Annotated in this window: 21 protein-coding genes and 2 pseudogenes; 9 read left to right on the top strand and 14 right to left on the bottom strand. The window is 58.9% G+C overall.

The genetic code is table 11. The features are described 5' to 3' along the window. From EB233_RS30620 to EB233_RS30610, 3 genes are all read right to left on the bottom strand, one after another. Window positions 1-1,539: an L-aspartate oxidase gene (locus EB233_RS30620; RefSeq protein WP_064987087.1), complete on the bottom strand. Its 1,539-nt coding sequence runs from the start codon at window positions 1,537-1,539 to the stop codon at window positions 1-3. Continuing rightward, window positions 1,536-2,510, bottom strand: coding sequence for a quinolinate synthase NadA (gene nadA, locus EB233_RS30615; protein ID WP_064987088.1), 975 nt, complete (start codon window positions 2,508-2,510; stop codon window positions 1,536-1,538). Before nadA ends, EB233_RS30620 begins: the two co-directional genes overlap by 4 nt. 64 nt (window positions 2,511-2,574) lie before the next feature. Then, window positions 2,575-3,531 carry an NUDIX hydrolase gene (locus EB233_RS30610; RefSeq protein WP_064987089.1) on the bottom strand — a complete coding sequence of 319 codons (957 nt, stop codon included), beginning with the start codon at window positions 3,529-3,531 and terminating at the stop codon, window positions 2,575-2,577. A 178-nt stretch (window positions 3,532-3,709) separates the two neighbouring features. Between EB233_RS30610 and panB the strand changes: the two genes are divergently transcribed. From panB to EB233_RS30595, 3 genes are all read left to right on the top strand, one after another. Beyond that, the gene (panB, locus tag EB233_RS30605) at window positions 3,710-4,543 is read left to right on the top strand and encodes a 3-methyl-2-oxobutanoate hydroxymethyltransferase (protein ID WP_064987090.1); all 834 of its coding nucleotides are present in this window, start codon (window positions 3,710-3,712) and stop codon (window positions 4,541-4,543) included. A gap of 75 nt (window positions 4,544-4,618) precedes the next feature. Continuing rightward, a complete protein-coding gene (locus tag EB233_RS32405; RefSeq protein ID WP_155765392.1) occupies window positions 4,619-5,101 on the top strand; it encodes a pantoate--beta-alanine ligase in 483 nt (160 codons plus the stop codon). 730 nt (window positions 5,102-5,831) lie between these two features. Continuing rightward, the gene (locus EB233_RS30595) at window positions 5,832-6,341 is read left to right on the top strand and encodes a hypothetical protein (RefSeq protein ID WP_064987091.1); all 510 of its coding nucleotides are present in this window, start codon (window positions 5,832-5,834) and stop codon (window positions 6,339-6,341) included. 220 nt (window positions 6,342-6,561) lie between these two features. On the opposite strand, the gene nifA (EB233_RS30590) is transcribed toward EB233_RS30595, so the two are convergent. The 3 genes from nifA (EB233_RS30590) to EB233_RS30580 all read right to left on the bottom strand — a co-directional run bounded on the left by nifA (EB233_RS30590) (window position 6,562) and on the right by EB233_RS30580 (window position 11,826). Next, entirely contained in the window at window positions 6,562-8,277 is a 1,716-nt protein-coding gene (nifA, locus tag EB233_RS30590) for a nif-specific transcriptional activator NifA (RefSeq protein ID WP_171892275.1), read from the bottom strand. A gap of 659 nt (window positions 8,278-8,936) precedes the next feature. Next, window positions 8,937-9,968, bottom strand: a complete 1,032-nt coding sequence (locus EB233_RS30585) for a LacI family DNA-binding transcriptional regulator (RefSeq protein WP_019863271.1) — start codon at window positions 9,966-9,968, stop codon at window positions 8,937-8,939. 424 nt (window positions 9,969-10,392) lie between these two features. Then, entirely contained in the window at window positions 10,393-11,826 is a 1,434-nt protein-coding gene (locus EB233_RS30580) for a dicarboxylate/amino acid:cation symporter (RefSeq protein ID WP_019863272.1), read from the bottom strand. A gap of 806 nt (window positions 11,827-12,632) precedes the next feature. Between EB233_RS30580 and EB233_RS32040 the strand changes: the two genes are divergently transcribed. The 6 genes and pseudogenes from EB233_RS32040 (at window position 12,633) to EB233_RS30550 (ending at window position 19,076) form a co-directional block, all read left to right on the top strand. Then, window positions 12,633-13,301, top strand: a complete 669-nt coding sequence (locus EB233_RS32040) for a sensor histidine kinase (protein WP_223217812.1) — start codon at window positions 12,633-12,635, stop codon at window positions 13,299-13,301. Then, window positions 13,298-14,661: pseudogene (locus tag EB233_RS30570) on the top strand (sigma-54-dependent transcriptional regulator). The gene EB233_RS32040 and the pseudogene EB233_RS30570 overlap by 4 nt, the downstream one beginning before the upstream one ends. A 235-nt stretch (window positions 14,662-14,896) precedes the next feature. Then, window positions 14,897-15,166, top strand: a pseudogene (locus EB233_RS30565) (transposase); the annotation flags it as partial. A gap of 636 nt (window positions 15,167-15,802) precedes the next feature. Next, window positions 15,803-16,792, top strand: coding sequence for a nodulation protein NodZ (locus EB233_RS30560; protein WP_019863275.1), 990 nt, complete (start codon window positions 15,803-15,805; stop codon window positions 16,790-16,792). Between the two features lie 142 nt (window positions 16,793-16,934). After that, the gene (gmd, locus tag EB233_RS30555) at window positions 16,935-18,035 is read left to right on the top strand and encodes a GDP-mannose 4,6-dehydratase (protein WP_019863276.1); all 1,101 of its coding nucleotides are present in this window, start codon (window positions 16,935-16,937) and stop codon (window positions 18,033-18,035) included. Between the two features lie 87 nt (window positions 18,036-18,122). Next, window positions 18,123-19,076, top strand: coding sequence for a GDP-L-fucose synthase family protein (locus tag EB233_RS30550; RefSeq protein ID WP_167626481.1), 954 nt, complete (start codon window positions 18,123-18,125; stop codon window positions 19,074-19,076). Window positions 19,077-19,125: 49 nt separating this feature from the next. On the opposite strand, the gene EB233_RS30545 is transcribed toward EB233_RS30550, so the two are convergent. The 8 genes from EB233_RS30545 to EB233_RS30510 all read right to left on the bottom strand — a co-directional run bounded on the left by EB233_RS30545 (window position 19,126) and on the right by EB233_RS30510 (window position 25,305). After that, complete coding sequence (locus EB233_RS30545) at window positions 19,126-19,392, bottom strand: hypothetical protein (RefSeq protein WP_155765393.1); 267 nt, start codon at window positions 19,390-19,392, stop codon at window positions 19,126-19,128. A 173-nt stretch (window positions 19,393-19,565) separates the two neighbouring features. Further along, window positions 19,566-20,477, bottom strand: a complete 912-nt coding sequence (locus tag EB233_RS30540) for an SIR2 family NAD-dependent protein deacylase (RefSeq protein ID WP_019863279.1) — start codon at window positions 20,475-20,477, stop codon at window positions 19,566-19,568. Window positions 20,478-20,518: 41 nt separating this feature from the next. Continuing rightward, window positions 20,519-20,731, bottom strand: coding sequence for a putative nitrogen fixation protein NifT (nifT, locus tag EB233_RS30535; protein WP_019863280.1), 213 nt, complete (start codon window positions 20,729-20,731; stop codon window positions 20,519-20,521). Further along, window positions 20,728-21,054 carry a nitrogen fixation protein NifZ gene (locus EB233_RS30530; RefSeq protein WP_019863281.1) on the bottom strand — a complete coding sequence of 109 codons (327 nt, stop codon included), beginning with the start codon at window positions 21,052-21,054 and terminating at the stop codon, window positions 20,728-20,730. The genes nifT and EB233_RS30530 overlap by 4 nt, the downstream gene beginning before the upstream one ends. Window positions 21,055-21,144: 90 nt before the next feature. Further along, window positions 21,145-21,339 carry a 4Fe-4S binding protein gene (locus tag EB233_RS30525; RefSeq protein WP_010913566.1) on the bottom strand — a complete coding sequence of 65 codons (195 nt, stop codon included), beginning with the start codon at window positions 21,337-21,339 and terminating at the stop codon, window positions 21,145-21,147. 32 nt (window positions 21,340-21,371) lie between these two features. Then, on the bottom strand, window positions 21,372-22,853 hold the full coding sequence (gene nifB, locus EB233_RS30520) for a nitrogenase cofactor biosynthesis protein NifB (RefSeq protein ID WP_064987093.1): 1,482 nt from the start codon (window positions 22,851-22,853) through the stop codon (window positions 21,372-21,374). Window positions 22,854-23,093: 240 nt separating this feature from the next. Next, entirely contained in the window at window positions 23,094-24,854 is a 1,761-nt protein-coding gene (gene nifA, locus EB233_RS30515; protein WP_019863284.1) for a nif-specific transcriptional activator NifA, read from the bottom strand. A gap of 151 nt (window positions 24,855-25,005) precedes the next feature. Next, entirely contained in the window at window positions 25,006-25,305 is a 300-nt protein-coding gene (locus tag EB233_RS30510) for a ferredoxin family protein (RefSeq protein ID WP_019863285.1), read from the bottom strand. Window positions 25,306-25,315: the final 10 nt, after the last annotated feature.

Genomic DNA, 25,315 nt, shown 5'->3' with positions numbered 1-25,315 from the left:
TCAACGGCTCCGTTCGGATGCTTGCCATCTGAGCGTGACGGCATTCTCAAAAGCTGTGTAGAGCGTCAGTCGTGAGGGGCAGGCGGCAGCATCGCGCCCGGGGAAATCGGATCGGTAATGCGAACCCCGGCTCTCCTCGCGCCGAAGGGCTGAGATCGCCATCAACAATGCCACCAGGGCCGGATCGGCCGCGGCCGTCTCGCCAACGGCCAATGGCAGCAGTGTCGTGATTGTTTCGCGCAGCCTCTTGCCGTTGCGGACTATCCCGAGTGCATCGGAAGCGACCTGGCGTATAGATGACGGGTTCGGTCGCGCGGGCACTATCTCGGGAAGCCTGGGCCATTGCCACCCCGCGCAAGTGCCAGCGACGCTTGCCGCCACCCAAGCCGATGTTGCGACCGCTTCGGAGAGCGAGTTGCTGGCCAGCCTGTTGGCGCCATGCAATCCGGTACGGGCGACCTCGCCGCACGCCCATAAGCCAGTCACGGAGCTCCGCCCCTCGGCGTCAACGGCCACTCCGCCCATGTGATAATGTGCCGCCGGACGCACGGGGATTGGCTCCAGGGCGGGATCGATACCGGCCTGCTTGCAAACAGCGTCGATTGCTGGAAAGCGTTTTGCGAATTTCGGCCCGAGGCATTGTCGTGCATCGAGATACACACGATGCCCGGCGGCGAGCTGATCGGAGATCGCCCTCGCGACCACATCGCGCGACGCGAGTTCTGCCCCGGGCGTGTCTGCCAGGAAGCGATGGCCGTGCTCATCGATCAGCACCGCGCCTTCGCCGCGCACCGCTTCGCTGACAAGCGGCATTGGCCGGCGCGGACCATCGAACGCGGTCGGGTGGAACTGCACAAATTCGAGATCGGCGAGCTCCGCTCCAGCACAGGCCGCAAGCGCAAGACCGTGGCCGAATGAGGAGAGCGGGTTTGTTGTGTCGCAAAAGAGACCACCTATACCACCGGTGGCCAGCACCACACGGCGCGAGGGCAATGCGAACACGCCGCCGTGCAGAACAGCCAGCAAGCCCACAATGCTGCCCTGGGCGACAACCAGGCGAAGCGCTGTCATGCCTTCCATGATCGTGATCGAACGGGTTCGCCGCGCCACGCCGAGCAGCACCCGAAACAACTCGCGGCCGGTTGCGTCGCCGGCGGCGTGGACGATCCGGCGACGTGAATGCGCCGCTTCCAGGCCGAGCCGCAGCCTCCCGTCTAGCGAGCGGTCGAAGGGAGCACCAAGACGAATGAGGTTCTCGACGGCTTGAGGTGCGGCCTCAATCACCCGCCTGGCCATTTGTTCGTCGCAGTGTCCGTCCCCGGCAGCAAGCGTATCGGCGAGGTGGAGTTCCGAGTTATCGTCCTCGCCGAGGCTGGCTGCGAGCCCGCCCTGGGCGAGCGTGCTGGAGGCTTCGGTCCCGAGCGGAGTTCTGGAGAGAAGAACTACCGGTTGTGGCGCCAGATGCAGCGCCGTGAGAAGGCCGGCGAGGCCAGCGCCGACAATGACCGGCGCCCCGCCAATGTCAATGTCCTGCGTCATACGAAGAGCATGCGCTCGACAGCCCAGCGGGCCCGGTCAGCAACACGCGGGTCGATCGTGACGACGTGGCGGTTCTCCTCGAGCGCGGTCCGGATATTACGAAGCGTGATCCGCTTCATGTGCGGGCACAGATTGCATGGGCGCACGAAATCCACGTCCGGATGCTCGACCGCGACGTTGTCGCTCATGGAACATTCCGTCATCAGCATCACACGCGCCGGCTTATGCCGGGCGACATAATCGGACATCGCTGCTGTCGAGCCGGCGAAATCGGCTTCCGCGACCACTTCGGGCGGACATTCGGGATGGGCAAGTACACTGATGCCGGGATGGGCCTCACGCAGCTCGCGGATGTCGGCCGCTGTGAAGCGCTCATGCACCTCGCAGCGCCCCTTCCAGGCAATGATCTCGACCTTGGTCTGCGCCGCGATGTTCTTCGCCAGATATTCATCGGGCAGCATAATCACACGCGGCGCGCCAAGCGATTTTACGACTGCAAGCGCGTTGCTTGAGGTACAGCAAATGTCTGACTCGGCTTTCACCGCGGCGGAGGTGTTGACGTAGGTGACGACCGGAACGGACGGATAGCGCTGCCGCATCAGGCGTACGTCTTCGGCCGTGATCGAGTCGGCAAGTGAGCAACCGGCCTCGAGGTCCGGTATGAGCACTGTCTTGTCGGAATTGAGCAGCTTGGCTGTTTCCGCCATGAAATGCACGCCAGCCAGAACGATGATATCGGCATCGACCGTCATTGCCTTTCGGGCCAACGCCAGGCTGTCGCCGACGATGTCAGCCACGCAGTGAAAAATCTCCGGCGTCTGATAATTATGCGCCAGTATGACCGCGTTGCGCTGTCGCTTCAGTTTCAGGATAGCGTCGATGTCCTCGACGAAGAGTGGCCACTCGATTGGTGGGATAACGCGCCGAACGCGGTCGTATAGTGAGGCGCTCGAAGGCAGGACGGCGCTCATCGAGCCTCCAGTTATAGTCAACGCGATTATAAGGCCTATATAATCGTTGTGACTATAAGTGGTGTCAAGCCCGTGCGAGCGGCAATTTTGTGCCGGCCACAGGCCTCTCGTCTAGAATAGCATGGTGGAAGCGGTAGAGCTGCGCCGGCCGGCCGCCGGTCTCGGCGGTCGTCGTCCCGGTCTTCTCAACCAGCTCCTGCTGCTCTATGAGCCGGCGAAAGTTCGGCTTGTTGATGAGCCTGCCGGAGAGCGCCTCCACGGTTCTTTGTAGCTGTAAAAGCGTGAAGAGCGGCGGCATCAGTTCGAACACAACAGGCCGGTATTTGATCTTGGAGCGCAGCCGCGCAATAGCCGTGGCCAGAATGCGGCGATGATCGGCGCTCATCGATCTGCCCGGCACCGGAGCGAGGATGGCCGAATCTCCGCCGCGTTTTGCTTCCTCTACCAGGGCGGCCTCATACAGCAGCTCATAGCGCTGCAGCGCGAGCTCTTCGTTCCATGCCCGGTCGTCCAAGGCAAAGGCGACCGCCGCTCGCCGGCGGCGATCGAAGCGCGTCGCGCCGTCGTCCGCGCCGTCCGCCCATTCGATAAGGCGCGGCCACAGTTCTTCCAGCATCGAAGGCCTGCCGGAGCGATGATCCTCCCAGGGGAAATAGTCGTACCAGCTGGCCCAGCTGCGCCTGCCCGAGGCGCCCGCATCGTCTTCGCGGGTGAGTGCGAGATAGCTAATCGAGATCACGCGTTCGTTGGCGCCGATCCGATCGCGATCGGCGAAGGTGTAGAGCTGCTCGATATAACCGAGAGGCTGACCGGTCTGCAGTTCCACCCATGCCCTGAGGCCCGACTGGAGCGAACGATGAGCGAGCTCAAACGGGCCCGAGGGAAGGGTGTCCCCCTGTTCGATGGTCAGAACACAAGGTCCTGCGTCGTTCACGGCAACGACGACTGCGATGAGGTCCGCGTTGACGTCGTTGGTCTTGCCTGTGACTCTGCCTTTCCTTGGTCCCTTTGCCTGATCCATAGTTCCTGACCTACTTGGCAGAGCTCCGCCTGTCTAAACCGATTTAGTTCTGTTCTTTATCATACCACCCGTCGCGTCAACACCACGCGCTCTGGCGATTTTACCTCTTCGCACCTCGACAAAAATATGCCAAACGCGACACTGGCCGTGGGTGACGTTGGGTGAGGAGAGACGTGGATTGAGCGCCGCTGGTGTCGTCAAGGCGATCACGCCGCCGAACATCCGTGCGCGAAAGGGCAGCACGCCGGTGGTCTGCCTGACGGCCTACACCACGCCGGTCGCAAGGTTGGTTGACGGCCACTGCGACATCGTTCTTGTCGGCGACAGCGTCGGCATGGTTCTCCACGGCCTTCCCTCCACGCTCGGTGTCACGCTCGATATGATGATCATGCACGCCAAGGCGGTTCGGCGGGGAATGGAGCGGGCGCTCCTGGTCGTCGACATGCCGTTCGGCTCGTACGAAGAAAGCCTAGAGCAGGCCTTCCGCAATTCCGCGCGCCTTATGGCGGAGACCGGATGCGCTGCGGTCAAGCTCGAGGGCGGCGCGACGACCGCCGAGACGATCCGCTTCCTCACAGCGCGCGGAATCCCGGTCATGGCGCATGTCGGCCTGACGCCGCAGGCGGTCAACGTGTTTGGCGGATATCGCGTGCAGGGCAGGGGCGAGGATGCCGAGCGCATTTGGCGCGATGCTCTTGCGGTTAGCGAGGCTGGCGCCTTTTCCGTCGTACTGGAAAAAGTGCCCGAACCGCTCGCCCGCCGCATCACCGAGGAAATCCCAATCCCGACGATCGGCATCGGCGCCTCCGCGGCCTGCGACGGGCAGATCCTGGTCGTCGACGACATGCTGGGCCTGTTCGGCGACTTCCGGCCGAAATTCGTCAAGCGCTATGTCGAACTGGGAGAGGTCGCTTCGGCAGCGATCGAGGCCTACGCGTGCGACGTGAAGGAGCGCCGGTTTCCGGCGGCCGAACATGTCTTCGGCGATGAACCGAAAGCCATCAAAGGATGAGATGCGACATGAGCACACCGGTCGTCCGGACCGCCACCGAGTCGCGCAAATCCGTGGCGGCATGGCAGGCTGGGCATGAAGGTCGCGCCCTTGCATGAAGGCCCTCTCAGCCTGGTGCGCGCCGCACTTCAACGCGCCGACCGGGTGATCCTTACCTCTTCGCGAAGCAGTTCAACGACCGCCGCCGACGTTGCCGCCTACCCACCCACGGAGCATGAGGACGCTGCCAAGCTGCTAGGCGCCGGATGCTTTACGCGCCGCAAGAGAGATGTATCTCGAGTGGTTGCCACCTGTCGCGGTGAGCGGGGTGAGCGAAGGCTGTGCGTCGCGTTCGGCGACGGCGTGGCGCGATTGGTGACGAAGCTCTTTTCCAGACCGCTGCTGGTCCGGCCTTCTTGGCGAGAAAGATTTCCAGCAGTTGAAACTCGTGCGCCGTTCTGCCCGCTTTCTCGAGATCATCGCCTTTCCGAAAAGGCGCAAAGCCATGGATGGGCGATCGCAATTCTCAGCTGCCGGCCGCGCAGCGCGTGGCGATCCCCCAAAGCGAAATACTGTTAAAGCGGCCGAGAGGCTGGCCAAGGCACTGCGAGAGGCGACGCCATCCTAGCCGCCGGCTACAGAGAAGTCGAATATCTCGGACTACGGGCCGACGATGATCCCGATCTGTTTTTACGGACCAGCCGACCGAGCTGCAACTACAGCATGTCCTGTGATGATGACTTGATGGTCATGTGACAGTTGCTTTGGTGCTGATTCAAAATCCTTCAACGGAGGTGAGCAGTCGGTGCGGATCAGCCAAAGCGCCTTGAGCGCCTGCCTTCGCGGGTCCGGCGAAGCTTGTGTTGCTGGACGAGACCGACCTCTCATGCGACGCAGAATGACGGCGAGCGCGCGGGCAACAGCAACAAGGGCCGGAGGCATACTGCGCAGTTGGCGACGTTCATGCCCCACGCTCTGAGGCCCGACCCTTTCTTGCTGAGCACGAGCAGCGAATAAGCCGCCTCGGAGAGCCGTGCTGGCCAGTTGGTCACTGCATCGGCCCAATGGCCCTTTGGCTACAAGCTGGCAGTCCTGCGCGGGCATCGCCAACGTCCTCGTCCAGCGGCTTCGCGCGTCGAATGTCGTCAAGTGCAGGCCGCCGCGGTCCCGCCCGTCACTGAAGGCAGCAGGGCGAAGAGCACGTGAAAACATCCATCCGGCAAATGCATTCATAACGGCAAACGATTACCGCAATGGCTCGGTGAGCGGTATACGAAGTGCTTCGTCGCGGCAGCATCGGGAGACTGCAATGAGAAAGCTTATCCTGCAGCTAAAACAGTTTCTTAGGGGTCAACCAACTCCCGAAGCAATCGAAAATGAGCGGCACGATGTGAGCGTGGGACCTGACCGCAGTGACAGAACCGACGCTTGTCGAGGCGACTCTCAATCTTTAGCCCGCGAGGGCGATCACCGACCCTACGGTGATAAGGCATGCACGAACTCTCCGGTGACAGAAGCCGCGACAAACCGCACGTTTTTGGGGAAAACAATAACATGCTCTGCGGATTCGGCGAACGGCAGCAAGGATTACCTGACCGCGGGCGTTGACTCACGTTTCCAGGATCCGACGACCGATTTCGATCCGAGATTAGGGTGGAGGCCGCACGTCATCGCTCTCGTTGATATCGAACGCAATAGCTTCATCTTTCAGACGGTGGGGTACTACAGGGACGGTTCCGCGAACTCCGTCGACAACGCCGGCGCACTGCCCGGCTACCCGGCGAACTGGTTTTACACAGGCAAATCCTCATTGCACTAGTTCGCAGAGCCGATCGACAGGACCGACAGAGCGACCATAACGGTGCTGCGTTCCCAACCAACTTGATCAGGCGGCCGTGCGGGCCGTTCTTGGCGCCGGTAGGGGGCTGGACCGCCTCGCGGAGGTCCGTGCCGAATGAACCAACCCTTGATTTGACCCAGCTATTCGCCTCGCTCGCTCTGTCGCGCGGCCGCCACATATCGAAAGTTCGACAGCTCGTTCAGAGACACTTGATCTCGATACCGTATTTCCTCAGCGCGTAGCCAATCTGGCGCGGCGTCAATCCAAGCAGGCGCGCTGCCTTTGCCTGTACCCAGCCGGATCTTTCCATCGCCGCGATGAGACGCTCGCGATCGGTCATCTTCCCGTCGCTCACGAGGCCTATCCGATCAGGCGCTGGCAGTGCCTGCTCGCTGTCAACAGGCGGGGTCGCAACGGCGGCCGATGCAAAGGCACCAGATGATTTCATGGCCGGGTTTAGTGGCGATGGTGCGATCGCCTCGAATTTCGGCGAAGTCTCCTTAGACGCGTGCTTCCATAACATCGCGGAAAGGCATCGGCCGTGTGAGCAGTCAAAGTCGTTTCTGACGATTGGCGTTCCCGCTGCGAGGGTCGCTGTCCGCTGCACGCAATTTTCAAGCTCGCGGACATTTCCGGGAAAAGCACAGTTCATCAGCACTTCAGTCGCACTCGCATCGAAGACCATCGTACGGCCATTCTCGCTGTTGAAATTCTTGAGAAACTCAGCGGCAAGGAGCGGAATATCACCGCGCCTTTCGCGCAATGGCGGCACCAGCAAGGGAACAACGCTGATGCGGTAATAAAGGTCGGCGCGAAACTCGTTCCTTGCAACCGCGTCTTCCAGATTCCTGTTCGTGGCGGCAATCACGCGAACGTCGACCTTAATCGTCTGGTTGCTGCCGACGCGCTCGAACTCCTGCTCCTGCAGCACGCGCAGCAGCTTTGCCTGGAACGAGGCCGAAATCTCACCGATCTCGTCCAGAAACAACGTCCCCTTGTCGGCGAGCTCAAAGCGCCCCTTGCGCGTGTTGAATGCACTGGTAAAGGCACCCTTTTCGTGACCGAACAGTTCGGATTCCAGGACCGTCTCAGGGAGCGCTGCGCAATTGAGCTTGATGAACGGCCGCTTGGCGCGCCCCGACAGCTCGTGAACGGCCTTGGCGACCAGCTCCTTGCCGGTCCCGGATTCGCCGCGCAGCAAAACGGTGCTGTTGGACCTGGCCACTAACGCGACCTTCTCGAGCAGCCCGCGCAGCGCCGGGCTGTCGCCAATGATCCCCTTGACATGAGCCCTCTTGCCCTCATGGCCAGGCTGCTCGAGTTCGCCGAATTGCTTTTGCATCCGGATTCTCTCGGCCATCAGTCGCTCGGGGTCGGACGCGAACATGCGATGCAGCTTCACTGTCTGCCCAACCAGATTGGCGATTGTGGTGAGGAGGCGGAGGTCGTGATCGAGAAGGGAACCTGATTTGTTGTCCAGGATGCGGTCGATGGTCAGCGTGCCCACGACGTTCGCATCGACGCGAATGGGTACGCCGATGAACGACACATTCATGTTGTCGGACGCCCCGAGCACGTCCTTGTCGGCGGCGTTAAAGGCCGGATCCAACGCTATGTTCTCGGCGACGAGCGCCATGCCCGTCGTTATGATCTGGTCGATCGCCGTCCGTGGCAGATGCTTCCGGTAGCGCACATCGCTGTCTTCGCTCCAGCCGGCGCCGACGGTCATGTCCGGTATGCCGGCACCACCGCAGAGCGAGATGATGCCGTGCCGCACCTGCACCAACGATGGCAGGAGATCGACGACGTTGGCCAACGTGGCTTCCAGTCCAGACGGAGCGGTGAGCGCTTTTGACGTTTCAAAGATGTCCAGAGCCCTCTCGTGCAACGGCACAACAGGGACCACGTCATTCATCTCGGACTTTGAATTGGGCCTTTTCATTTTTGGAAGCGATATGCAGCGTGACGAGATCCGCCTGGCACTTTGCTCGGAGTTGCGAGCATCGTGTTGCATGTGATCATCCATCTCGCGCCATGAAATCGATGCCCGAGGCAAGTGCGCCTGTCGTCCAGCGCGTGGATGTCCTTGGCGAATCGCATTCGTCGGCGTCTTCGCTCCGCAGGCCGCCGCACAATCGACGAGTTTGCTTGCCTTGATCTGGCACGCCGGGATTCATTGAAGCACAAAAAGGCGTTGATGGAGACAGTCGTAACGATTGGTCCGCCAGCGAGACGGACGTCTGCAGCGGGCTTTTCGCGAGTAAGGAGATTGCCGCCGGGATGATAGTTAATGTCGCTGCCAGTCAGGCCCGGGCCGCGGGCAAGTGCGGCCTTGGCAAGTTGGGGCGGCGCTATGCGGTCGATCGCAAAGCGGAGCGATGCTCGACGCATGGCTTTCCTTTCTCTTCCATGAAGTGCGGGTCATCGTTCTCGGCTGACTGGATTCCGCCGCGCAGCAATCATTCTTTGTTAAACGAGACCGGAATGAGGGAGTTGAGTCAACCAAACTCCCGCTGCTTTTCTTTCATCGACGAAAGGAAATTAGGCCTCTCATGATAGTATTTTATCAGTTTTTCAGATGTTTTCGGGCAGATAGATTTCGAACGGCAGAAAAGTCTGCCCAAGCGTCTCCGAAGTGCCGACCTTGATGGCCTTGGCCATTAGCGTCATCAGTTCCTGGCAAAGCAGGCGCTGGGGTGTGGCGACCGACATCGTGATCATGCCATCTGCGAGTGCTGCCCGCGACTCCGGCGTGATCTCATTAACGATCGCGACGAGACCCCGGCTTTCGCCTTCTTCACGGAGCGCGGAAATCGCTCCCTCCATACCTCCGCCGGCCACATAAAAGCCGGTGAGTTCGGGTTCCCGTTGCATGAGGTCCAGCGTGACCTCGTAGGTGATCTGCCGTGCCTCAAGGTTCACGAGCGGATCGAGCAGCTCGAATGTCGGTGCATTCTCACGGAAATAGGAGCGAAAGCCGGCCTCCCGCAGCTCCTGCCCCTGAAAACGGTGGCTGCCGACAAAAACCGCCACCTTTCCCGGCCTTCTTGCGATCTTTGAAAACATCCACGCTGTCGTCCGCCCGACCTTGCGGTTATCGAGGCCGATATAGCCCTCACGAACACCTTCCGCGAAATCGGAAAGCAGCGAGAAAACGGGGATGCCTTTCGCCTTGAGTTCTTGGACGGCTGCCGTGATCGCCGGATGGTCCGGCGCCACCATGGCGATCGCGTGGCAGCGCGCGCCGAATTCCTTGAGCAGTGGAATAAGGTCGCACGGCATGTGCGACGGCGCGAATTCGATGAGCGAAGTGCCATGGAAGCAATTCGCCGCGTTGACCGCCGCTTCGACCTCACGCGCTAATCCTTGGTAGAAGTGGTGAGCCGGTTTTCTCAGGATGAAGCCAAGCCGATATTGCGGCAGGTCCCGCTGCAGGCGCTGCTTGATGAGACCTGCGGCGTGATATCCGATGGCCTGTGCCGCTGCTAAGACCCGCCGCGCAGTCTCCTCCCGCACCGGATGACGGGCATTCAGAACTCGGTCAACGGTGGCAACACTGACCCCGGCTTCCCGGGCGATATCAGCAATTATGGGTCGCTTCGCCATTGTCCGACTCTGATCAAAACGACATCAGGAAGAAACCCGGTAAAGGTAAGATTCAGTAAAATCTGTCATTCCTGCATTGATCCTGTTCGCTAGCGGAATTCTTGTCGTGGCGTGGCGCGAGGGAGCAGCCGAAACGTAGAACCCACGCGCCATCCGATCGTCTTCGACATCATCGATGCCCATAGATCATTGATTCCTCTATGCCAAGGTCGCTTTCGTTGCGTAGAGCGTTGGCGAATTGTTCAGCCGTGCCGACGAGAGTTGACCGCGGCGGCCTCCGATCGAGCTCCGCGCCCGGTTCACGAACCTTCGCAATCTTCGGAAGCATTAAGCGGTTCATCGATGGCTTGTGTGTCGTGACCGGTGCGAGTCCTTCGCAAGGCGCACATGATTTCGCACCCACCGCATTTCGGGATTCTTGATTTCATCGGCCCGCGAGGTTCTGTTTGGAACCCGCGGCTCGATTGTCCGGCGTTTGCGACCAGCCAGGCGCTTCAATCGGTAGCGATGCTGCCGACTCGCCCGGCGCGGGCACTATCAGTGGCTGGCCGGTTGATGTCTCGGCAGGCTGGTGGCCGCAGAAGGCAGCTTCCAATTGCGCCTGGTCCAATTCGCCTTCCCAGCGGGCGACGACGAGCGATGCCACCGCGTTACCGACCAAATTCGTGAGTGCCCTGCATTCCGACATGAAGCGGTCGACGCCAAGGATCAGCGCCATTCCAGCAACGGGAACAGCCGGCACTACCGAGAGCGTAGCGGCCAACGTGACGAAGCCGGCACCTGTGACACCTGCTGCACCCTTCGAGGAAAGCATCGCGACGAGCAACAGGAGGACCTGATCGCTAACTGACAAATCCGTATTCGTCGCCTGCGCGATGAAAAGGGCCGCAAGGGTCATGTAGATATTGGTGCCATCCAGATTGAAGGAATATCCGGTCGGGATGACCAGGCCCACGACCGAGCGCTTGGCGCCGGCCTTCTCCATTTTCTCCATGAGAGAGGGCAGCGCGGCCTCGGAGGAGGACGTTCCGAGGACCAGCAGCAGCTCTTCCTTGATGTAGCGGATAAGAGAAAAGATCGAGAAGCCATTGTAACGACAGACTGCGCCGAGAACCCCGAACACGAAGAGGAAGGCCGTGAGATAGAAGGTCCCGACCAGCATCGCAAGGTTGGCCACCGAGCCGATGCCATATTTGCCTATCGTGAAGGCCATTGCTCCGAAAGCGCCGAACGGCGCGGCTTTCATCAGGATGCTGACCAATTTGAAAACCGGTGCAGTGAGGTCCTGAAGGAAGGAAAGAACCGATTTGCCCGATTCTGCGACCATCGCCAGCGAGATGCCGAAGAGGACGGAGAAGAACAATACCTGTAGAATGTCGCCTTCCACAAAGGCGCCGACAATCGTGGTCGGGATCATGTTCATCAGGAAGCCGGTCACGGACTGCTCATGGGCCTTTGAGGCATAGCCACTGACGGCCTGGACGTCGAGCGAGATCGGATCGATGTTGAGGCCGGCGCCAGGCTGAATGACATTGCCGACGATGAGGCCGACGATAAGTGCGAGCGTCGAGAAGGTGAAGAAATAGACCATCGCCTTGCCGGCAACACGGCCGACCTTCTGAAGATCGCTCATGCCGGCAATTCCAGTCGCCACAGTCAGAAAAATGACGGGCGCGATGATCATCTTGACTAGCTTGATGAAGGCATCGCCGAGGGGCTTCAGGTTTTCTCCGATTTGCGGATAAAAATGGCCAACTGCAACTCCGAGGATGATTGCGACAAGCACCTGCACGTAAGGCTTGCCACAAAGGGTTTTGCGGGGTGCGCGTTTTGCGCTGGGGGGCAGTGGGGCCAACATGTAAGTTTTCTCTCCCTGACCGGGTCGGGCGGGCTCTTCCTCCCCGCGGCTTCTCCCATCGCGGCGCTCCGGTCAAACGCTGCTGCGATGTTGGTCGCAAGAGCCGTGCCAAGCCAAGAAACGCGGAATTCGTAGGAGTCTCGGGTATTTGCTACAATTTGCGCAGTTAGATTGTGTGGTTTTCCGCACTGATCGCTTTCCCTTCTGGCGGAACCCCGCACTATGGTTCGTCAATGATCGGTCTGAAGAATGCGATGGCAGAAGAAGACATAGGCAACGGCGCCTTCCAGCGCGCCCCATGGGTCTTCCCTGGCAGATGGCTGGCGGTCGATCTGTCTGGCTTGCGGTTTTGCTTGCAATTCTTGGTGCAGCGCTCTGTTTAGTGGTCTTTGCAACGGGCCGCATCGCCGGCACCAGAGCACAGTATGCCCTACGCGACCGTGCTCTTGCCGCGTTCCCACTTGCGGCCGACAGTTTGAAAGGGGAGGTCGAGAAGCAGCGAGTGATTCCGCTCGTCCTGCACCGAGGCCATGGCGGACGACGCGGCTATGCAATACGCGCTCGGCACGGTTAGCGCACGGCCGGGGCTCTATCTGTCGAGCCGGGTCGATGGATCGGAGGGGCCGGGCGGCCCGGCAGCGGCAGAAAGTGCTTGTGTTCCTGAATGCGGAACTGGAGCATCGCGTTGAACTGCGCACTGCGGAGCTCCAACGCTCGAACGAAGCGCTCGCCGGTGAGATCGCCGAGCGAGAGAACGCAGAGGCAAGAGTGCGCGCCTGCGCAATGAACTCGCCCAGGCGAACCGCTTGTCAATCTCGGGACAGAGAACAGCCGGGGTCACCCACGAGGTCAACCAGCTGATCGCCGCAATCCGCACCCATGCTGAAAATGCCGCGCGTCTTCTTGGGGCCGGCCGGTCGCAAGGTACCGGCGAGAATCTGACCTCGATAGCCGCCATGACCGGCAGGATCGGCACGATCACCGAAACGCTAAGGTCCTTCTCCCGCCGCGCCAGTGGATCGATGGAACCGATACTGGCGGAAGACGTGATCGACGACGCCCTGTCGCTTCTTTCAGTCCGAATTCGCGATTCCGGGGTGACGATAGAACGAAAGCGGATTGATCCATCTCCAATTGTCATGGCAAACCGCATGCGACTGGAGCAGATCCTCGTCAACCTTCTCCAGACCGTGCTTGACGCTCTGAAGGATCAACCGGAGCCCCGGGTCGAGATAGCGTTCGCCGATAACGGGGAAATGGTCGCTATTTCCGATCGGGACAACGGCCTCGGCCTTGCCCCCCAAGATTCGCAGGAGCCTCTTCATGCCGTTCATCACCAACAAGGAAAAGGGTCCCGTCTTGGCCTGGTCATTTCGGAGGAGATCGCACGTGAGCTCGGCGGCTCGTTGCGGCATGATGATGCCGGCCAGGAGAGAGGGAGTTCCTTCACGGTCGAGCTGAGGCGCGCGGCATGAATGCTGAAACAGGACCGGTCATTTTTATTGACGATAATGAGGATCTGCTCCGCGCAGCCACGCAGATGCTGAAGCTTGCCTCCTTCTCACCGAGCGTGTTCGGTTCGGCCGAGGCCGCGCTCGCCAGTATCGACGAGAACTTCGATGGCCCTGTTGTGAGTGACATCCGCATGCCCGGACTGAACGGCCTTCAGCTCTTCGAGCGAGTGAAGGCGATCGACCCGGACATTCCGGTTGTTCTCATCACCGGGCATGGCGACGTCGAGCTAGCCGTTGCCGCGGTCAAGAACGGCGCCTACGATTTTATCTCAAAGCCTTATGCGAACGACCGGCTTCTAGTGACGCTGCATCGCGCTTCGGAAAAACGGCGCCTGGTCCTGGAAAACAGACGTCTTAGGGATGCAGTTGTCCGATCTGCGGGCGATATCCCGCTGATCGGGGAGGCACCGACCATGATTCGACTACGCGAAACTCTCCGTCAGATCGCCGATACCGATGTGGATGTCCTTGTGGAAGGCGAGACGGGCACGGGTAAGGAGGTGGTCGCGGATCTGCTTCACCGCTGGAGCAAACGACGCACGAAGCCCTTCGTTGCCCTGAATTGTGGAGCGCTGCCCGAAAGCGTCATCGATAGCGAACTTTTCGGGCACGAGGCAGGCGCCTTTACTGGCGCGCAGAGGCGCAGGACCGGTCGCATCGAGCATACGGAGGGACGCTCTTCCTCGACGAAATCAAGTCGATGCCGCCAGCACTCCAGGTGAAGCTTCTGAGGGTGCTTGAGACCCGGCAGATCACGCCGCTCGGCACGAACGAAACCCGCAGCATCGACCTTCGTATCGTGTCGGCTACGAAGGCCGATCTCGGCGACCCGGCCGCCCGCGGAGATTTCCGGGAAGACCTTTATTTCCGGCTGAATGTGGTGACGCTCCGCATCCCGGCGCTTCGTGAAAGGCGCGAAGACATCCCGATACTCTTTGGACATTTCCTGGAACGCGCCGCCAAACGTTTCGGCAGGCCAGTTCCCGACACAAGCGCTGGCGTGCGCGATCGCCTCATGAGCTACAATTGGCCCGGCAATGTCCGTGAACTCGTGCATTTCGCCGATCGCGTTGCATTGGGACTTGAAGAGGTAGACACGCCCATTGCGCCCGGTCGAAAGGAACAAGCGGTATCAAACCTCCCGTTGTCCGAAAAAATTAGCCTTTATGAAGCGACCGTCATCCGTGATGCCTTGCAGGAATGCGGCGGCGACGTGAAGCGGACGATCGAAATCCTGGGAGTGCCGCGCAAGACCTTTTACGACAAGCTAAAACGACATGGGATAGACGCGGCCGATTATCGAAGAAATGCCAGTGTCTGAAGCCTTCTTGCTCGGGTACCTGGAAAGGCTGCGATGATGTGTTGGGTCCAGTGCATCGGAATTGCTAAAGTGGAATGATTTAGCTGCGGTCTCAATCTGGTTGACGAAGACGTTTCGCCATTCTTGCAAAGTGACGGTTTCGAGAATCGAGCGATGGCGTCGCAGAACGGCATTGACAGTTTGGCGGCGGCGTCGCGCAGAGGTGGCTCGAGCCGGCGAGCGAGAACAACGGGTGTTGCGGCTGCGGGTTCCGCAGGACCGAGCCGGCCTCTTCTCCACCGAGTGCTCGAGCGCTACCAACGTTCGGAGCGCGCCTTGGTGGCCACCTAGCGGAGGTGTATGTGCAGGGCGTGTCGACCAGGAAGGTCAAGGCGATCACGGCTGGCTGTGCGGCCATGCGTTCTCGGCCATCAACAAGCGGCTGGACGAGAGCCTGAAGCCCTTTGTCGAGCGCCCGTTTCGCGAGCTGCTTGCTTACCTCATCCTCGACGCCTTCTGCGAGAGGCACTTATCCATAGCGTGGATGCTCGCGATCTAAACAATCAATTTTACCAATCCGGGCGTGTCGTTCATAGATCGCCACGTGACATGCACCGCCGCTGCTTCTATCGCGTGAGGTGCACAAAAGAACCCGAAAAGAGGAAGTCTTCGCATGCGCTCTGGCGTGGGTCGAGGTTGTGCTGGGAAAATGAGTTGCAGCTTGCCGATCACCCGAAATCTCTGAGTTTTTGAGAAAGACCTACGACCCGACCGGGGTGTTCACGCAAAACCATTCGAGGGCTCTCGAAGCTGGCCGCTGCTAGGCCTGAGGTCCAGTGAAACGATGCTCGCGGATCTGCTCATCTCAACGACGCCGGCAGATCAGGCGTGAAGTTCTCGAAAAGGAGCAGCGGCAATTGCGGAAGCAGCGCCGCGTTCGGTTGCATCACATAGATGCTGATCGCATCCATCAAGACTTCGGTCAAGCGCTAAAGCATAGCAGTCAATACTAATATGGCCGTGGCCCGGCTCATGACCGTGATGCGAAGCTTATTCCCATGAAATTGGCAACGACCACGATCACCGGTGGCTGGTCTGTGTGTGGGGCCAGACATATTCAAGCCCATTAATGCTTGTGGTGTTCTGAAAAGAGGCAATGTAGATGCTTATCGACAGTTCAAGGAAGGATCGTTTCGTTGTTTCTCGACGGCGCACCGGTTTCGGTGATTGCCTGTGGTCCCTCGCGTCGGCTTGGGACTACGCACATCGAACGGGGCGAGCTTTAGCAATAGATTGGCGCGGCTCTTGTTACCTTGACAACCCTTTTTCGAATGCCTTTGCGGTTTTCTTCAAGCCAATTGAGGATATCGGTGGTGTACCGGTCATTTGCGATGACCAGATCAACAACGTCTCATTCCCTGGCCCCTTTTTCCCGTCGTGGTGGAACAAGCCATCCATCGACTGCGTGTACCGTCCGGATGAACAGATTTTCCAAGAACGTGACGAGCTAATCGATCTTTTACAGGCCCAAGATGATTGTGAAGCCGACACGGTAGTGTGTGATGCTTGCTTGATGTGGCGCTGCGATGAGAAGGCAGAGCGAACCATATTTCGAAGCATCACACCGAGGTTCGAAATTGAGAATCGCATTGAAGCGCTCTACCACGAACACTTTGACGGGTACAGCATTATTGGAGTCCATGTCCGCCACGGTAACGGCGAGGATATTATGGATCATGCACCTTTCTGGGCTGATCCGAAGGTTGCCTTGGAGCAGGTATGTACTGCCATTCGTATGGCCAAAGCGCAACCGCATCCGAGACCTGTAAGGGTGTTCTTGTGTTCGGACAGCGCCCAGGTTGTTGATCACTTGTCGGGCGTATTTCCCGAACTTTTCACCGTTCCAAAACGCTTCCAGGCGGATCAGTCCGGCCCCTTACACAGTGCAGCACTGGGCACCGACGGGGGTTTTTCCGCTCTCGTTGAAATGTATCTCCTCGGCAGGTGCGACACTGTAATTCGCTTTCCTCCGACTAGCGCCTTCACCCGCTATGCCCGCCTCTTCGTGCCACGCATTATTGAATTCGATTTGAATGACCCGCGTCGTTTGATCTTGATTGATAATTCTTCCGAACGTCCCCCGGCACCATGAAAGGGTTGGCATCCCACTCGAACTCTCCCTTGCCTTCGCGCAGAGGCCCCGTTGCCCTGCCCAAAGCGCCCCCTTTTCGCCACGCAATCCCGCCGCAGGCGAGCATCTTCTTGGGCGCGTCAAAATCAAAAAGGATTCAAGCTTGTCGCAGAGAAAAGTCGCTTTAATCACCGGGATTACGGGGCAAGACGGTTCCTACCTCGCAGAATTGCTTTTGGAAAAGGGCTATTCTGTGCATGGGATAAAAAGACGATCGTCTCTTTTTAATACGGGCCGTATCGACCATCTCTATCATGACCCTCATGAAAGTGGCGTTGATCTTACCCTTCACCACGGGGACTTGACAGATTCGTCCAGCCTTACGCGCGTCATACAACTGGTGCAGCCGAACGAAATTTACAATTTGGCAGCTCAGAGCCACGTGGCAGTCTCCTTTGAAGAACCAGAATACACCGCGAACTCCGATGCCTTGGGTGCGCTGCGTATCCTCGAGGCAATTCGGATCTTGGGGCTCGTCGAGCATACGCGCTACTACCAAGCCTCGACGTCTGAGCTCTACGGGCTGGTGCGGGAAACGCCACAGACCGAGACGACACCTTTCTACCCCCGATCACCCTACGCTGTTGCCAAATTGTATGCTCACTGGATCACCGTAAACTATCGAGAAGCTTACAATTTGTATGCGTGTAACGGCATTTTATTCAATCATGAGTCACCCGCGCGCGGAGAAACATTCGTAACACGCAAAATCACGCGCGCCCTGGCTCGGATCAAGCTTGGAATGCAGCAGACTCTATTCTTGGGCAACCTTAATGCGCGTCGCGATTGGGGGCACGCTCGAGACTACGTCCAGATGCAGTGGTTGATGCTGCAGCAGGAGCAACCTGAAGACTTTGTGATCGCTAGCGGTGAGCAACATTCGGTGCGCGAATTCGTCAACGTCGCGGCCGCTGAACTCGGCATCGGTGTTCGTTGGGTGGGGGAAGGGGTCGACGAAGAGGGGTACGATGCAAAGACGGGAGCTCTGATCGTAAAAGTAGATCCCCGTTATTTTCGTCCTGCCGAGGTCGAGACACTTCTCGGCGATGCCCGCAAGGCCAAAGAAAAACTTGGGTGGGAGCCCAAGATATCCTTCATCGAATTGGTTAGGGAGATGGTTCGGGAGGATTTGCACATGGCAGAGCGTGACGCAGTGCTGATGAAGCAGGGTTATTATTCACACAGTCCACAAGAGTTATGCTGACAACGGCCGCGCCATGCTGACTTATTGTCAGTGCCATGGTGGCCTTCTTACGGAGCGTCCAGAGCGTTATCAATGGAAAACAAAAAGATGAAGAAAGTCTACGTGGCAGGTCATCGCGGCCTTGTGGGATCCGCCACCATGAGAGCCCTCGAGGCGTTAGGATCCTATGAGATAATAACACGCACTCACGACGAACTGGATCTATTTGATCGGAGCGAGACGCGCAGCTTCTTCATGTCGCGGCGACCTGATTACGTCGTTATGTGCGCCGCGAAGGTTGGTGGTATACTGGCGAACGCTACCTCCCCTGTCGATTTCCTTCACAACAACCTCGCGATTCAAGTCAGTGTTTTTGATGCCGCTTACGCGTCCGGCGTCGAACGGATGATTTTTCTTGGCTCCTCGTGTATCTATCCACGCGACTGTCCACAGCCGATACGGGAGGAATACCTTCTCACCGGTCCGCTTGAAGCGACAAATCGTCCCTACGCTTTGGCAAAGATCGCAGGTGTTGAATCATGCTGGTCTTTCAACCGGCAGTACAAGGCGCGCTATCTCGCGTTGATGCCGACCAACTTATATGGTCCGGGCGATAATTATCACCCCGAAAATTGTCACGTTCTGCCTGCTCTGATACGCCGTTTTCATCAAGCTAAAGTAAACGGCGACACCTCGGTGGGGGTCTGGGGATCCGGAAAGCCTCGGCGAGAGTTTATGTATTCGTCGGATCTAGGTGATGCCATAGCGTTCCTGCTTGGCCTGCCAGATTCGGATTTTGACGCCTTGACAGCCGCCGACACTGCGCCCCTGATTAATGTTGGCGTTGGTGAGGATGTCACAATTCGCGAGGCAGCGGAACTCGTCAAGGCGGCAGTCTGCTGGGAGGGCAATCTGGTATTCGACTCGACGAAGCCAGACGGTACTCCGCGCAAGTTACTGGACGTAACGCGCTTGCGTAACCTTGGCTGGAAAGCCAAGACGTCTCTTGGTGCCGGGTTGCAAGCTACGTATGAGGATTTTCTTCGCCTTCATGGGGCTTGATGTGGATGCGTGCATCTTGGTTGGACTGCATGTCCGACCTGGTGCAAGCTTATTCAGTCAGGCGAAACAGAAGAGAGGGACACATACTCGGCAGGCATGCGCCATGATGCGGCCGTTTACAACCCATGCAGCAGCGGGTCTCGTTGAAGACGAAGCGGCTTGCCCTGTACCAACCGTTCGAGAGCGTCTGCAGAGCGCCAAGCTCGATTGGCATCGGCCCCAACGCGCTCATGATCATCGTGCCGCGCACGGCTTTTGCCTTTTGCCGCCAAGTGAAGCCGATCATCTGCGAGCGCTCGCCGCGACAATATTCCATTATGCGCATTCCGCATCGCCGACCTTGGTGCGGCCGGCGGGCGATGCTCCGCTCGGCGGGTTAGAGCCAGGTGCTGGCTCGAAACAGCAGCGCCTCTCGGAGTTGTTGAAAACCCCGCAAGTGAATTGCCCGTTTTCCTTTCGGCAATCGCTGTTGAGACGTCTGGGAATGACTCAAACGATTGCCCTTTTGGCTTCATGCAATGTCTCGCCCAATCCGACGAGACGGGCCGCGGCTTGACCCGTCGGCATGTCAATGACCGTGATTGCGCTTGCTGCAAGGAAGCGGCGCTCGTTCTTGGTCAGCGTCGCTGTATCCATTGCCGCAAAATGTGGGCCATTGGAGCGCTTCATGATCTGTCGGGCATAGGTGCGCAGCATCTGATCGTTGAAGCGGCAGCCGAGGAAGAAAAGACCACGGCTGGCTCGCCGTTCCTTCACAAGGTCAGGGATCGGCGTCTGGATATCGATTTCGCTCAGCACTTCGACATAGTCGGAATCTGCGACGAGGAAGTTTGCGGCCGGCCTGGCGCCGCCGTGGGGGGCGTAAAGAACCGTCTTCGCCGTCGGTGCGGATTCGAGTAATATCCCGGACAAATCGTAGGCTTTCGTCCAAATGTCGCCGGTCTCGTGCGCCCGTGGGACCCCTTGTATTTCAACGACGTCCGTTCGGCGGGCCTGTATTAGGGCCGCGCGCATGGCACCGTCGTACCAGCTGTCGATGATCACGGAGAGCGGCAGCGTTGCAAGCCAGGCATGGAAGACGGTCGGCAGCACCGGGACGGCGAATATTTCGGCCATCCAAACTTTAAGCGTGCGGCGGTGCCGGCGCTGTTCGATATACTGCGCAACCGACCACATGTTGGTGCGAATCTTCGAAGGGGCCGGCGTGCGCTTGTGGAGCGCTGCGGCAACGGCTTCGGGGGTATTCGGTACGAGCGGTTCGGCGGAGCTGGTCTCAAGCAGACCCGGCCCGAGATAGGGAATTACGTGATCGGCCGCGAGCGCTGCCTTCAAAAGGTCAAGTTGCCTTTCAGCAAAACTGTCCCGAATAACGACGAGGTGGCCCGAGGTCATCGTGTTCATGCTCGTATCCCTTTGCCGCTCTCTTTGTGTCAACCCGAAGATCAGCTCTCGTCGGGAATCTTCCTTGCCTCGACGGTGATCGGCAAAGGCGTTTCCCGCGGAAGGTCGGGCAGGACTAACCGCCAGCCATTCTTCAGCGTCACGACCCCGCCCCATAAGTGTTCGTTGTCGGCCTTGATGATCGGCTCTTCGAGATCCTTTTTGGGAACATACGCCGACAAGCCATCACCGGTCCTGCGGATCATTACCTTCATCCGGCCGTTCCTTCGTTAAAACCAGCACCGATTTCGGCACTGCAAGGAGTCCGAGCCGTCTCAAGGCTCATGAGTTCACGGGCACGCATGCCGACGACGGTGCCGCGATCGATCCATTCGACTGCATAGATGTAGAACTGCTGGAGAAAGGTGCCGATGTCGCGCACATAGCCCTCGTCGCCTTTGCGCACCAGGTTTTCACCGATCTCCTTGCCAGGATAGGTGCCGTCATTTTTTATATGGCGTGTGGCGCGGACCCGCTCACCCGGCGCGAATCGCGGAGGTGTACGGATTTCGATGTCCTGTTCGCGTTCGAGGCCCATGGCCGTTCCTTTCTCCCGTCTGCAGCTTTCCAACAGGAGGTCAATGATTCTGATGAGGCGCCTCGACCGTGTCGGTAGCCGAAATGGAGGTCAGGCGGGGACGCAAGTCTTCGACACCGGACACACCGAGGCGCATTGTTGCGTTTCGAAGGTGCCCTCGCATTCGGTGCACTTTTTCGGATCGATCACATAGGTCTCGCCCTTGAACTTGATCGCGCCGGAAGGGCATTCGAACTCGCAGGCGCCGCACTGGGTACATTGGGAAGCTATGATCTTAAAGGCCATTTTCATCTCCGGTTCGGTTAGAATGAGGCGGCTCAGGCCGTCGCAGCCAGTGGCTCGCTCCCAAACTCGGCGGCGTAAAGCGCGCCGATCGCGGTCTCGATGTAGTCATAGCCGTAAGCATCCGTTGCTCGGATCCCACTTTCCTTGAGTCGATCCTCGGGGCTATTTCCAATTCTCGCGCACAGCACGATGTCTACGCCTTCGAGCGTAGAGATGACGCCGTCGAGGCTCTTGTCCTCGGCCCGGCCGCCGAGGCAATACTGCTCGACTTTGCGATGACCCACGAAGCCGATCCCTTTCGGCGAGGCCTCATAAATCTGGAATTCCTTGGCATGGCCGAAATGCTCGTTGATGCGACCGCCTCCCTTGGTCGCCACCGCGACCAGAAGCGATTTGCCGGAGCCTGCGGTCTTGACCATCCCGAGCGCCTCGCTCTTGGCCGCCATGCGATCGCCCCGCTCGCGCGCGACCACTGCCCGGTACGTCTCGCGCTTGCTGGCGTCGTACGTGACCTTGTCGGGAAGCCGGTCGAGGGTGAATTCCTTGCCGCGATCCTCACCGAGCAGCCCGACAGCATCGGCCCGGCACTGCCGGCAATGGCGCATCAACTTGGCGCCGCCTTCGAGACGATCCTGAAGGGCCTTCAGCTCCATTGCCTTGGGGCCGCGCTGCCCGCTCAGGCCGTAATGCGTACCGTGCGCCGGGTCGGAAATCAGCGGCATGACATTGTGCAGGAACGCGCCGCGCTCCTTGACCCATTTATTCACCTCGATCAGGTGCTCATCGTTTACGCCGGGGATCATTACCGAATTGATCTTGGTGAGGATGCCGCGCGCCGTCAGCATCTCCAGCCCCGACATCTGTCGTTCGTGCAGGATCGTGGCTGCCTCAACGCCCGTATAACGGCGGTTCTCATAGAAGATCCACGGATAGATCTCGGCACCGATCCGCGGATCGACCATGTTGATGGTGATCGTCACGTGATCGACATTCATTTCGGCAAGCTCGGCGACGCGGTCTGGCAGCGCGAGACCGTTGGTTGAGATGCACAGCTTGATGTCGGCGATTTCCTTGGCGACCCGTTCGAATGTGGCCTTTGTGTTCTTCCAGTCGTAACAGGCATCGCCCGGTCCGGCGATGCCAAGCACGGAAAGCTGCGGCACTTGGTTGGCAACCTCGATCGCCTTGCGCAGCGCCTGGTCGGGCGTCAGTCTTTCCGAGACGACCCCAGGCCGGCTTTCGTTGGCGCAGTCATATTTGCGATTGCAGTAGTTGCATTGAATATTGCAGGCCGGGGCGACCGCCACATGCATGCGCGCGAAGTAGTGGTGCGCTTCCTCTGAAAAGCAGGGATGATCCTTGATCTTCTCCCAGACAGCCGAGTCCATCTCGTGCGGCTTTGCGGAGGAGCCGCAGGATGAAGATGCGCAGCCACCGGATTTCGCTCTCGCCGGCGACTGATCGAAGACTGTCGTGCCGGAAAGGCCCTGTAGCGAAATCATCGGTGCAGACATCGAACGGCTCCGTGCGTGGTGTGAACATCGCACTTCAGAGCGCAAGAGATATGCCAACTCGAAAAGTGGTCTTTATCGTTATGTTGGCTTTTACGTCGTGCCTTTTGTGTCCAATTGTGTCCGTTTCCTGCGACACGTCTTGTCAGGTCGCCGACAACGTCAAAAAAGGTTCCGTCTTGTCTCAGTTATGCCCAGTGCGGGAAGCAACCGCGCAACCACGTTCGATGTCATCAGGGACGTTTAGAACTTCTTCACTCCGATACGATGCCGGCGCAAAGCATAGCCGACCTGCCGCGGCGTGAGACCGAGAACACGAGCCGCCTTGGCCTGTACCCAGCCGGCCCTCTCCATCGCATCAATCAGCCGGTCGCGTTCCGTCAGACGCGGGTTCATTGCAGGACAAACGGGATGGTGGGGGTCGCAGGTCTCGCCGGGCGATGCCTCATTCTGTGAGGCGCCGACCCGCATGGGAGACGGCCGCGATCCAGCCGGCATCACATTGGCACGTGGGAACTCGTCGACGGCATAGCCGCCATGCGAACGGCCGACTCCTTTCCACAGAAGCGCAGACAAGCACTGGCTGTTCTTGCAGGCGAAATCCGACGCAGTTATTGTCGTTGAACGCGCAAGTGTGGCCGTCCGTCTCACACAATTCTCCAACTCACGCACGTTGCCAGGGAAATAGCATTGCGACATTAGGTCAAGCGCCGACGGCGTGAATGCAAGATCGCGATGGTTCTCCTTGTTGAATCGCTCGAGGAGAGCTTTCGCAAGGCGTGGAATATCGCCCGGCCGTTCTCTGAGGGGAGGCAGGACTATTGGCACCACATTGATGCGGTAATAGAGGTCAGCCCTGAACTCTCCATTCCGGACAGCCGTCTCGAGGTCCTTGTTGGTGGCGCATATGAGCCGCACGTCAACTTTGAGGGTCCTGGTGCCGCCCACTCGCTCCAGTTCTCCTTCCTGCAAGACGCGCAACAGCTTGGCTTGAAAGGCAGGCGAAATCTCGCCGATTTCATCAAGCAGCAGGGTTCCGCCATTCGCCAATTCGAACCGGCCAGCGCGCTGCAGGATAGCCCCGGTGAAGGCGCCTTTCTCGTGGCCAAAGAGCTCTGATTCCAAAACGCTTTCGGGCAGTGCGGCGCAGTTCAATTTGACGAAGGATTTGTCCTTCCGATGTGAAAGCTTATGGATAGCCTGTGCAAAGAACTCCTTGCCGGTACCGCTTTCGCCTCGCAGAAGCACGGTGGAATTGGTCCTGGCCACGACCGAGACGATATCGAGGACTTGCTTGAGGGCGGGACTTTCTCCGATAATTCCGTCGATCTTGACATGCGGATGTCGGGCCGGATGGGTCCTGTCCTCGTCGAGCGACTGCTCTGGTCTCGGTTGCTTTTCCACAAGTCGCTGACGACATGTGCTCAAAGTGCGATGGAGGCGGATGGTCCGGCCGACCAGATTGGCGACCATGGCCAGGAAGCTTAAGTCCTCCTCGTAGTGGAACCTGGTGGTACCGTTCCTGACGCGGTCGATCGACAGCGTCCCGAAGATCTTTTCCTCAGCCTTTAGCGGGACACCGATAAAGGCAGTTGCGATCGTGCCGCTGTTCGATCGAGGATCAGCCTGAAATAGCTCGGACGTGCTTGTGTCTTGTATGACGATCGGCAATCCGGTAGCGACGATTTTGTCTATTACGGCCTGGGGAATGACGCTGCCGGCGGCTGATTGAGGCACAGTGCCGCCGGTAGTTGCGCTAATCTGCGGCTCTCCTTCAGCGTCCAGGACGACGATTGCGCCATGACGCATTTGCACAAACGAGGAGAGGATATTCGCGACATTGGCAAGCGTAATCTCCAGCTGGGCCGGGGCAGTCAGAATCTTCGATATCTCGTAGATTCCCCTGAGCAAGCTGTCCGCATTGCTCACCGCTTCGACCGCAGGTTCGGGCGGGGTGTTCCGAGATGCGATTTCACCGACCTGATCTGGAAGCATGTGAGCCATGCAAACACCTCAAGGATTGTCCAAGGTGCTCCGCCCAAGCCCTTTTTTGTATTTTGAGTTCCAGAAACTTTTTTCAGCTTTTCGGTAATTGTGAACACTATTGACGGTATTAACCGCAATTGCGAGCCTCTCATTTCTCGCTCTGCGCCAGTCATCCGAACTTGAAGAGAACGCCGAAGCCGCCGCGCGGGTAATTCCACACGATCTCACCGCTGGCCTCGCACAGCACGCGACAGGTGCCGCATTCCATGCAGCCGTCGGGAGTGGTCTCCACCTGTCCCTTGTCGTTCAACTCATAGCACTTAGCCGGGCAGATGTGTGTCAGCGCGAGCAGGTTCGCGCTCGGCCTCTCGTGCGGTCGCACTTTGATATGCGGGCGGCCCGGATCGACCAAATAACGGTTCTGATAAAGCTTCTCCTCGACGCGTAACTTCGTCACGGCCATCGTCATTCTGTTTCTC

The organism is Mesorhizobium erdmanii, assembly GCF_013170725.1.
Classification (GTDB): domain Bacteria; phylum Pseudomonadota; class Alphaproteobacteria; order Rhizobiales; family Rhizobiaceae; genus Mesorhizobium; species Mesorhizobium erdmanii.
This window is presented reverse-complemented; position numbering and strand designations above follow the sequence as displayed.

What these genes read in the sequence shown, in the direction of transcription:
- EB233_RS30550 (WP_167626481.1), top strand. Translation starts at nt 18,123, where the DNA reads ATGAAGAAAGTCTACGTGGCAGGTCATCGCGGCCTTGTGGGATCCGCC.
- EB233_RS30530 (WP_019863281.1), bottom strand. Translation starts at nt 21,054, where the DNA reads ATGGGCCTCGAACGCGAACAGGACATCGAAATCCGTACACCTCCGCGA.
- nifA (WP_019863284.1), bottom strand. Translation starts at nt 24,854, where the DNA reads ATGGCTCACATGCTTCCAGATCAGGTCGGTGAAATCGCATCTCGGAAC.
- nifA (WP_171892275.1), bottom strand. Translation starts at nt 8,277, where the DNA reads ATGAATGACGTGGTCCCTGTTGTGCCGTTGCACGAGAGGGCTCTGGAC.
- EB233_RS30510 (WP_019863285.1), bottom strand. Translation starts at nt 25,305, where the DNA reads ATGACGATGGCCGTGACGAAGTTACGCGTCGAGGAGAAGCTTTATCAG.
- nifB (WP_064987093.1), bottom strand. Translation starts at nt 22,853, where the DNA reads ATGTCTGCACCGATGATTTCGCTACAGGGCCTTTCCGGCACGACAGTC.
- EB233_RS30560 (WP_019863275.1), top strand. Translation starts at nt 15,803, where the DNA reads ATGCTTATCGACAGTTCAAGGAAGGATCGTTTCGTTGTTTCTCGACGG.
- EB233_RS30610 (WP_064987089.1), bottom strand. Translation starts at nt 3,531, where the DNA reads ATGGATCAGGCAAAGGGACCAAGGAAAGGCAGAGTCACAGGCAAGACC.
- EB233_RS30545 (WP_155765393.1), bottom strand. Translation starts at nt 19,392, where the DNA reads ATGGAATATTGTCGCGGCGAGCGCTCGCAGATGATCGGCTTCACTTGG.
- EB233_RS30580 (WP_019863272.1), bottom strand. Translation starts at nt 11,826, where the DNA reads ATGTTGGCCCCACTGCCCCCCAGCGCAAAACGCGCACCCCGCAAAACC.
- nifT (WP_019863280.1), bottom strand. Translation starts at nt 20,731, where the DNA reads ATGAAGGTAATGATCCGCAGGACCGGTGATGGCTTGTCGGCGTATGTT.
- EB233_RS30620 (WP_064987087.1), bottom strand. Translation starts at nt 1,539, where the DNA reads ATGACGCAGGACATTGACATTGGCGGGGCGCCGGTCATTGTCGGCGCT.
- EB233_RS32405 (WP_155765392.1), top strand. Translation starts at nt 4,619, where the DNA reads ATGAAGGTCGCGCCCTTGCATGAAGGCCCTCTCAGCCTGGTGCGCGCC.
- EB233_RS30585 (WP_019863271.1), bottom strand. Translation starts at nt 9,968, where the DNA reads ATGGCGAAGCGACCCATAATTGCTGATATCGCCCGGGAAGCCGGGGTC.
- nadA (WP_064987088.1), bottom strand. Translation starts at nt 2,510, where the DNA reads ATGAGCGCCGTCCTGCCTTCGAGCGCCTCACTATACGACCGCGTTCGG.
- EB233_RS30595 (WP_064987091.1), top strand. Translation starts at nt 5,832, where the DNA reads ATGAGAAAGCTTATCCTGCAGCTAAAACAGTTTCTTAGGGGTCAACCA.
- EB233_RS30540 (WP_019863279.1), bottom strand. Translation starts at nt 20,477, where the DNA reads ATGAACACGATGACCTCGGGCCACCTCGTCGTTATTCGGGACAGTTTT.
- EB233_RS30525 (WP_010913566.1), bottom strand. Translation starts at nt 21,339, where the DNA reads ATGGCCTTTAAGATCATAGCTTCCCAATGTACCCAGTGCGGCGCCTGC.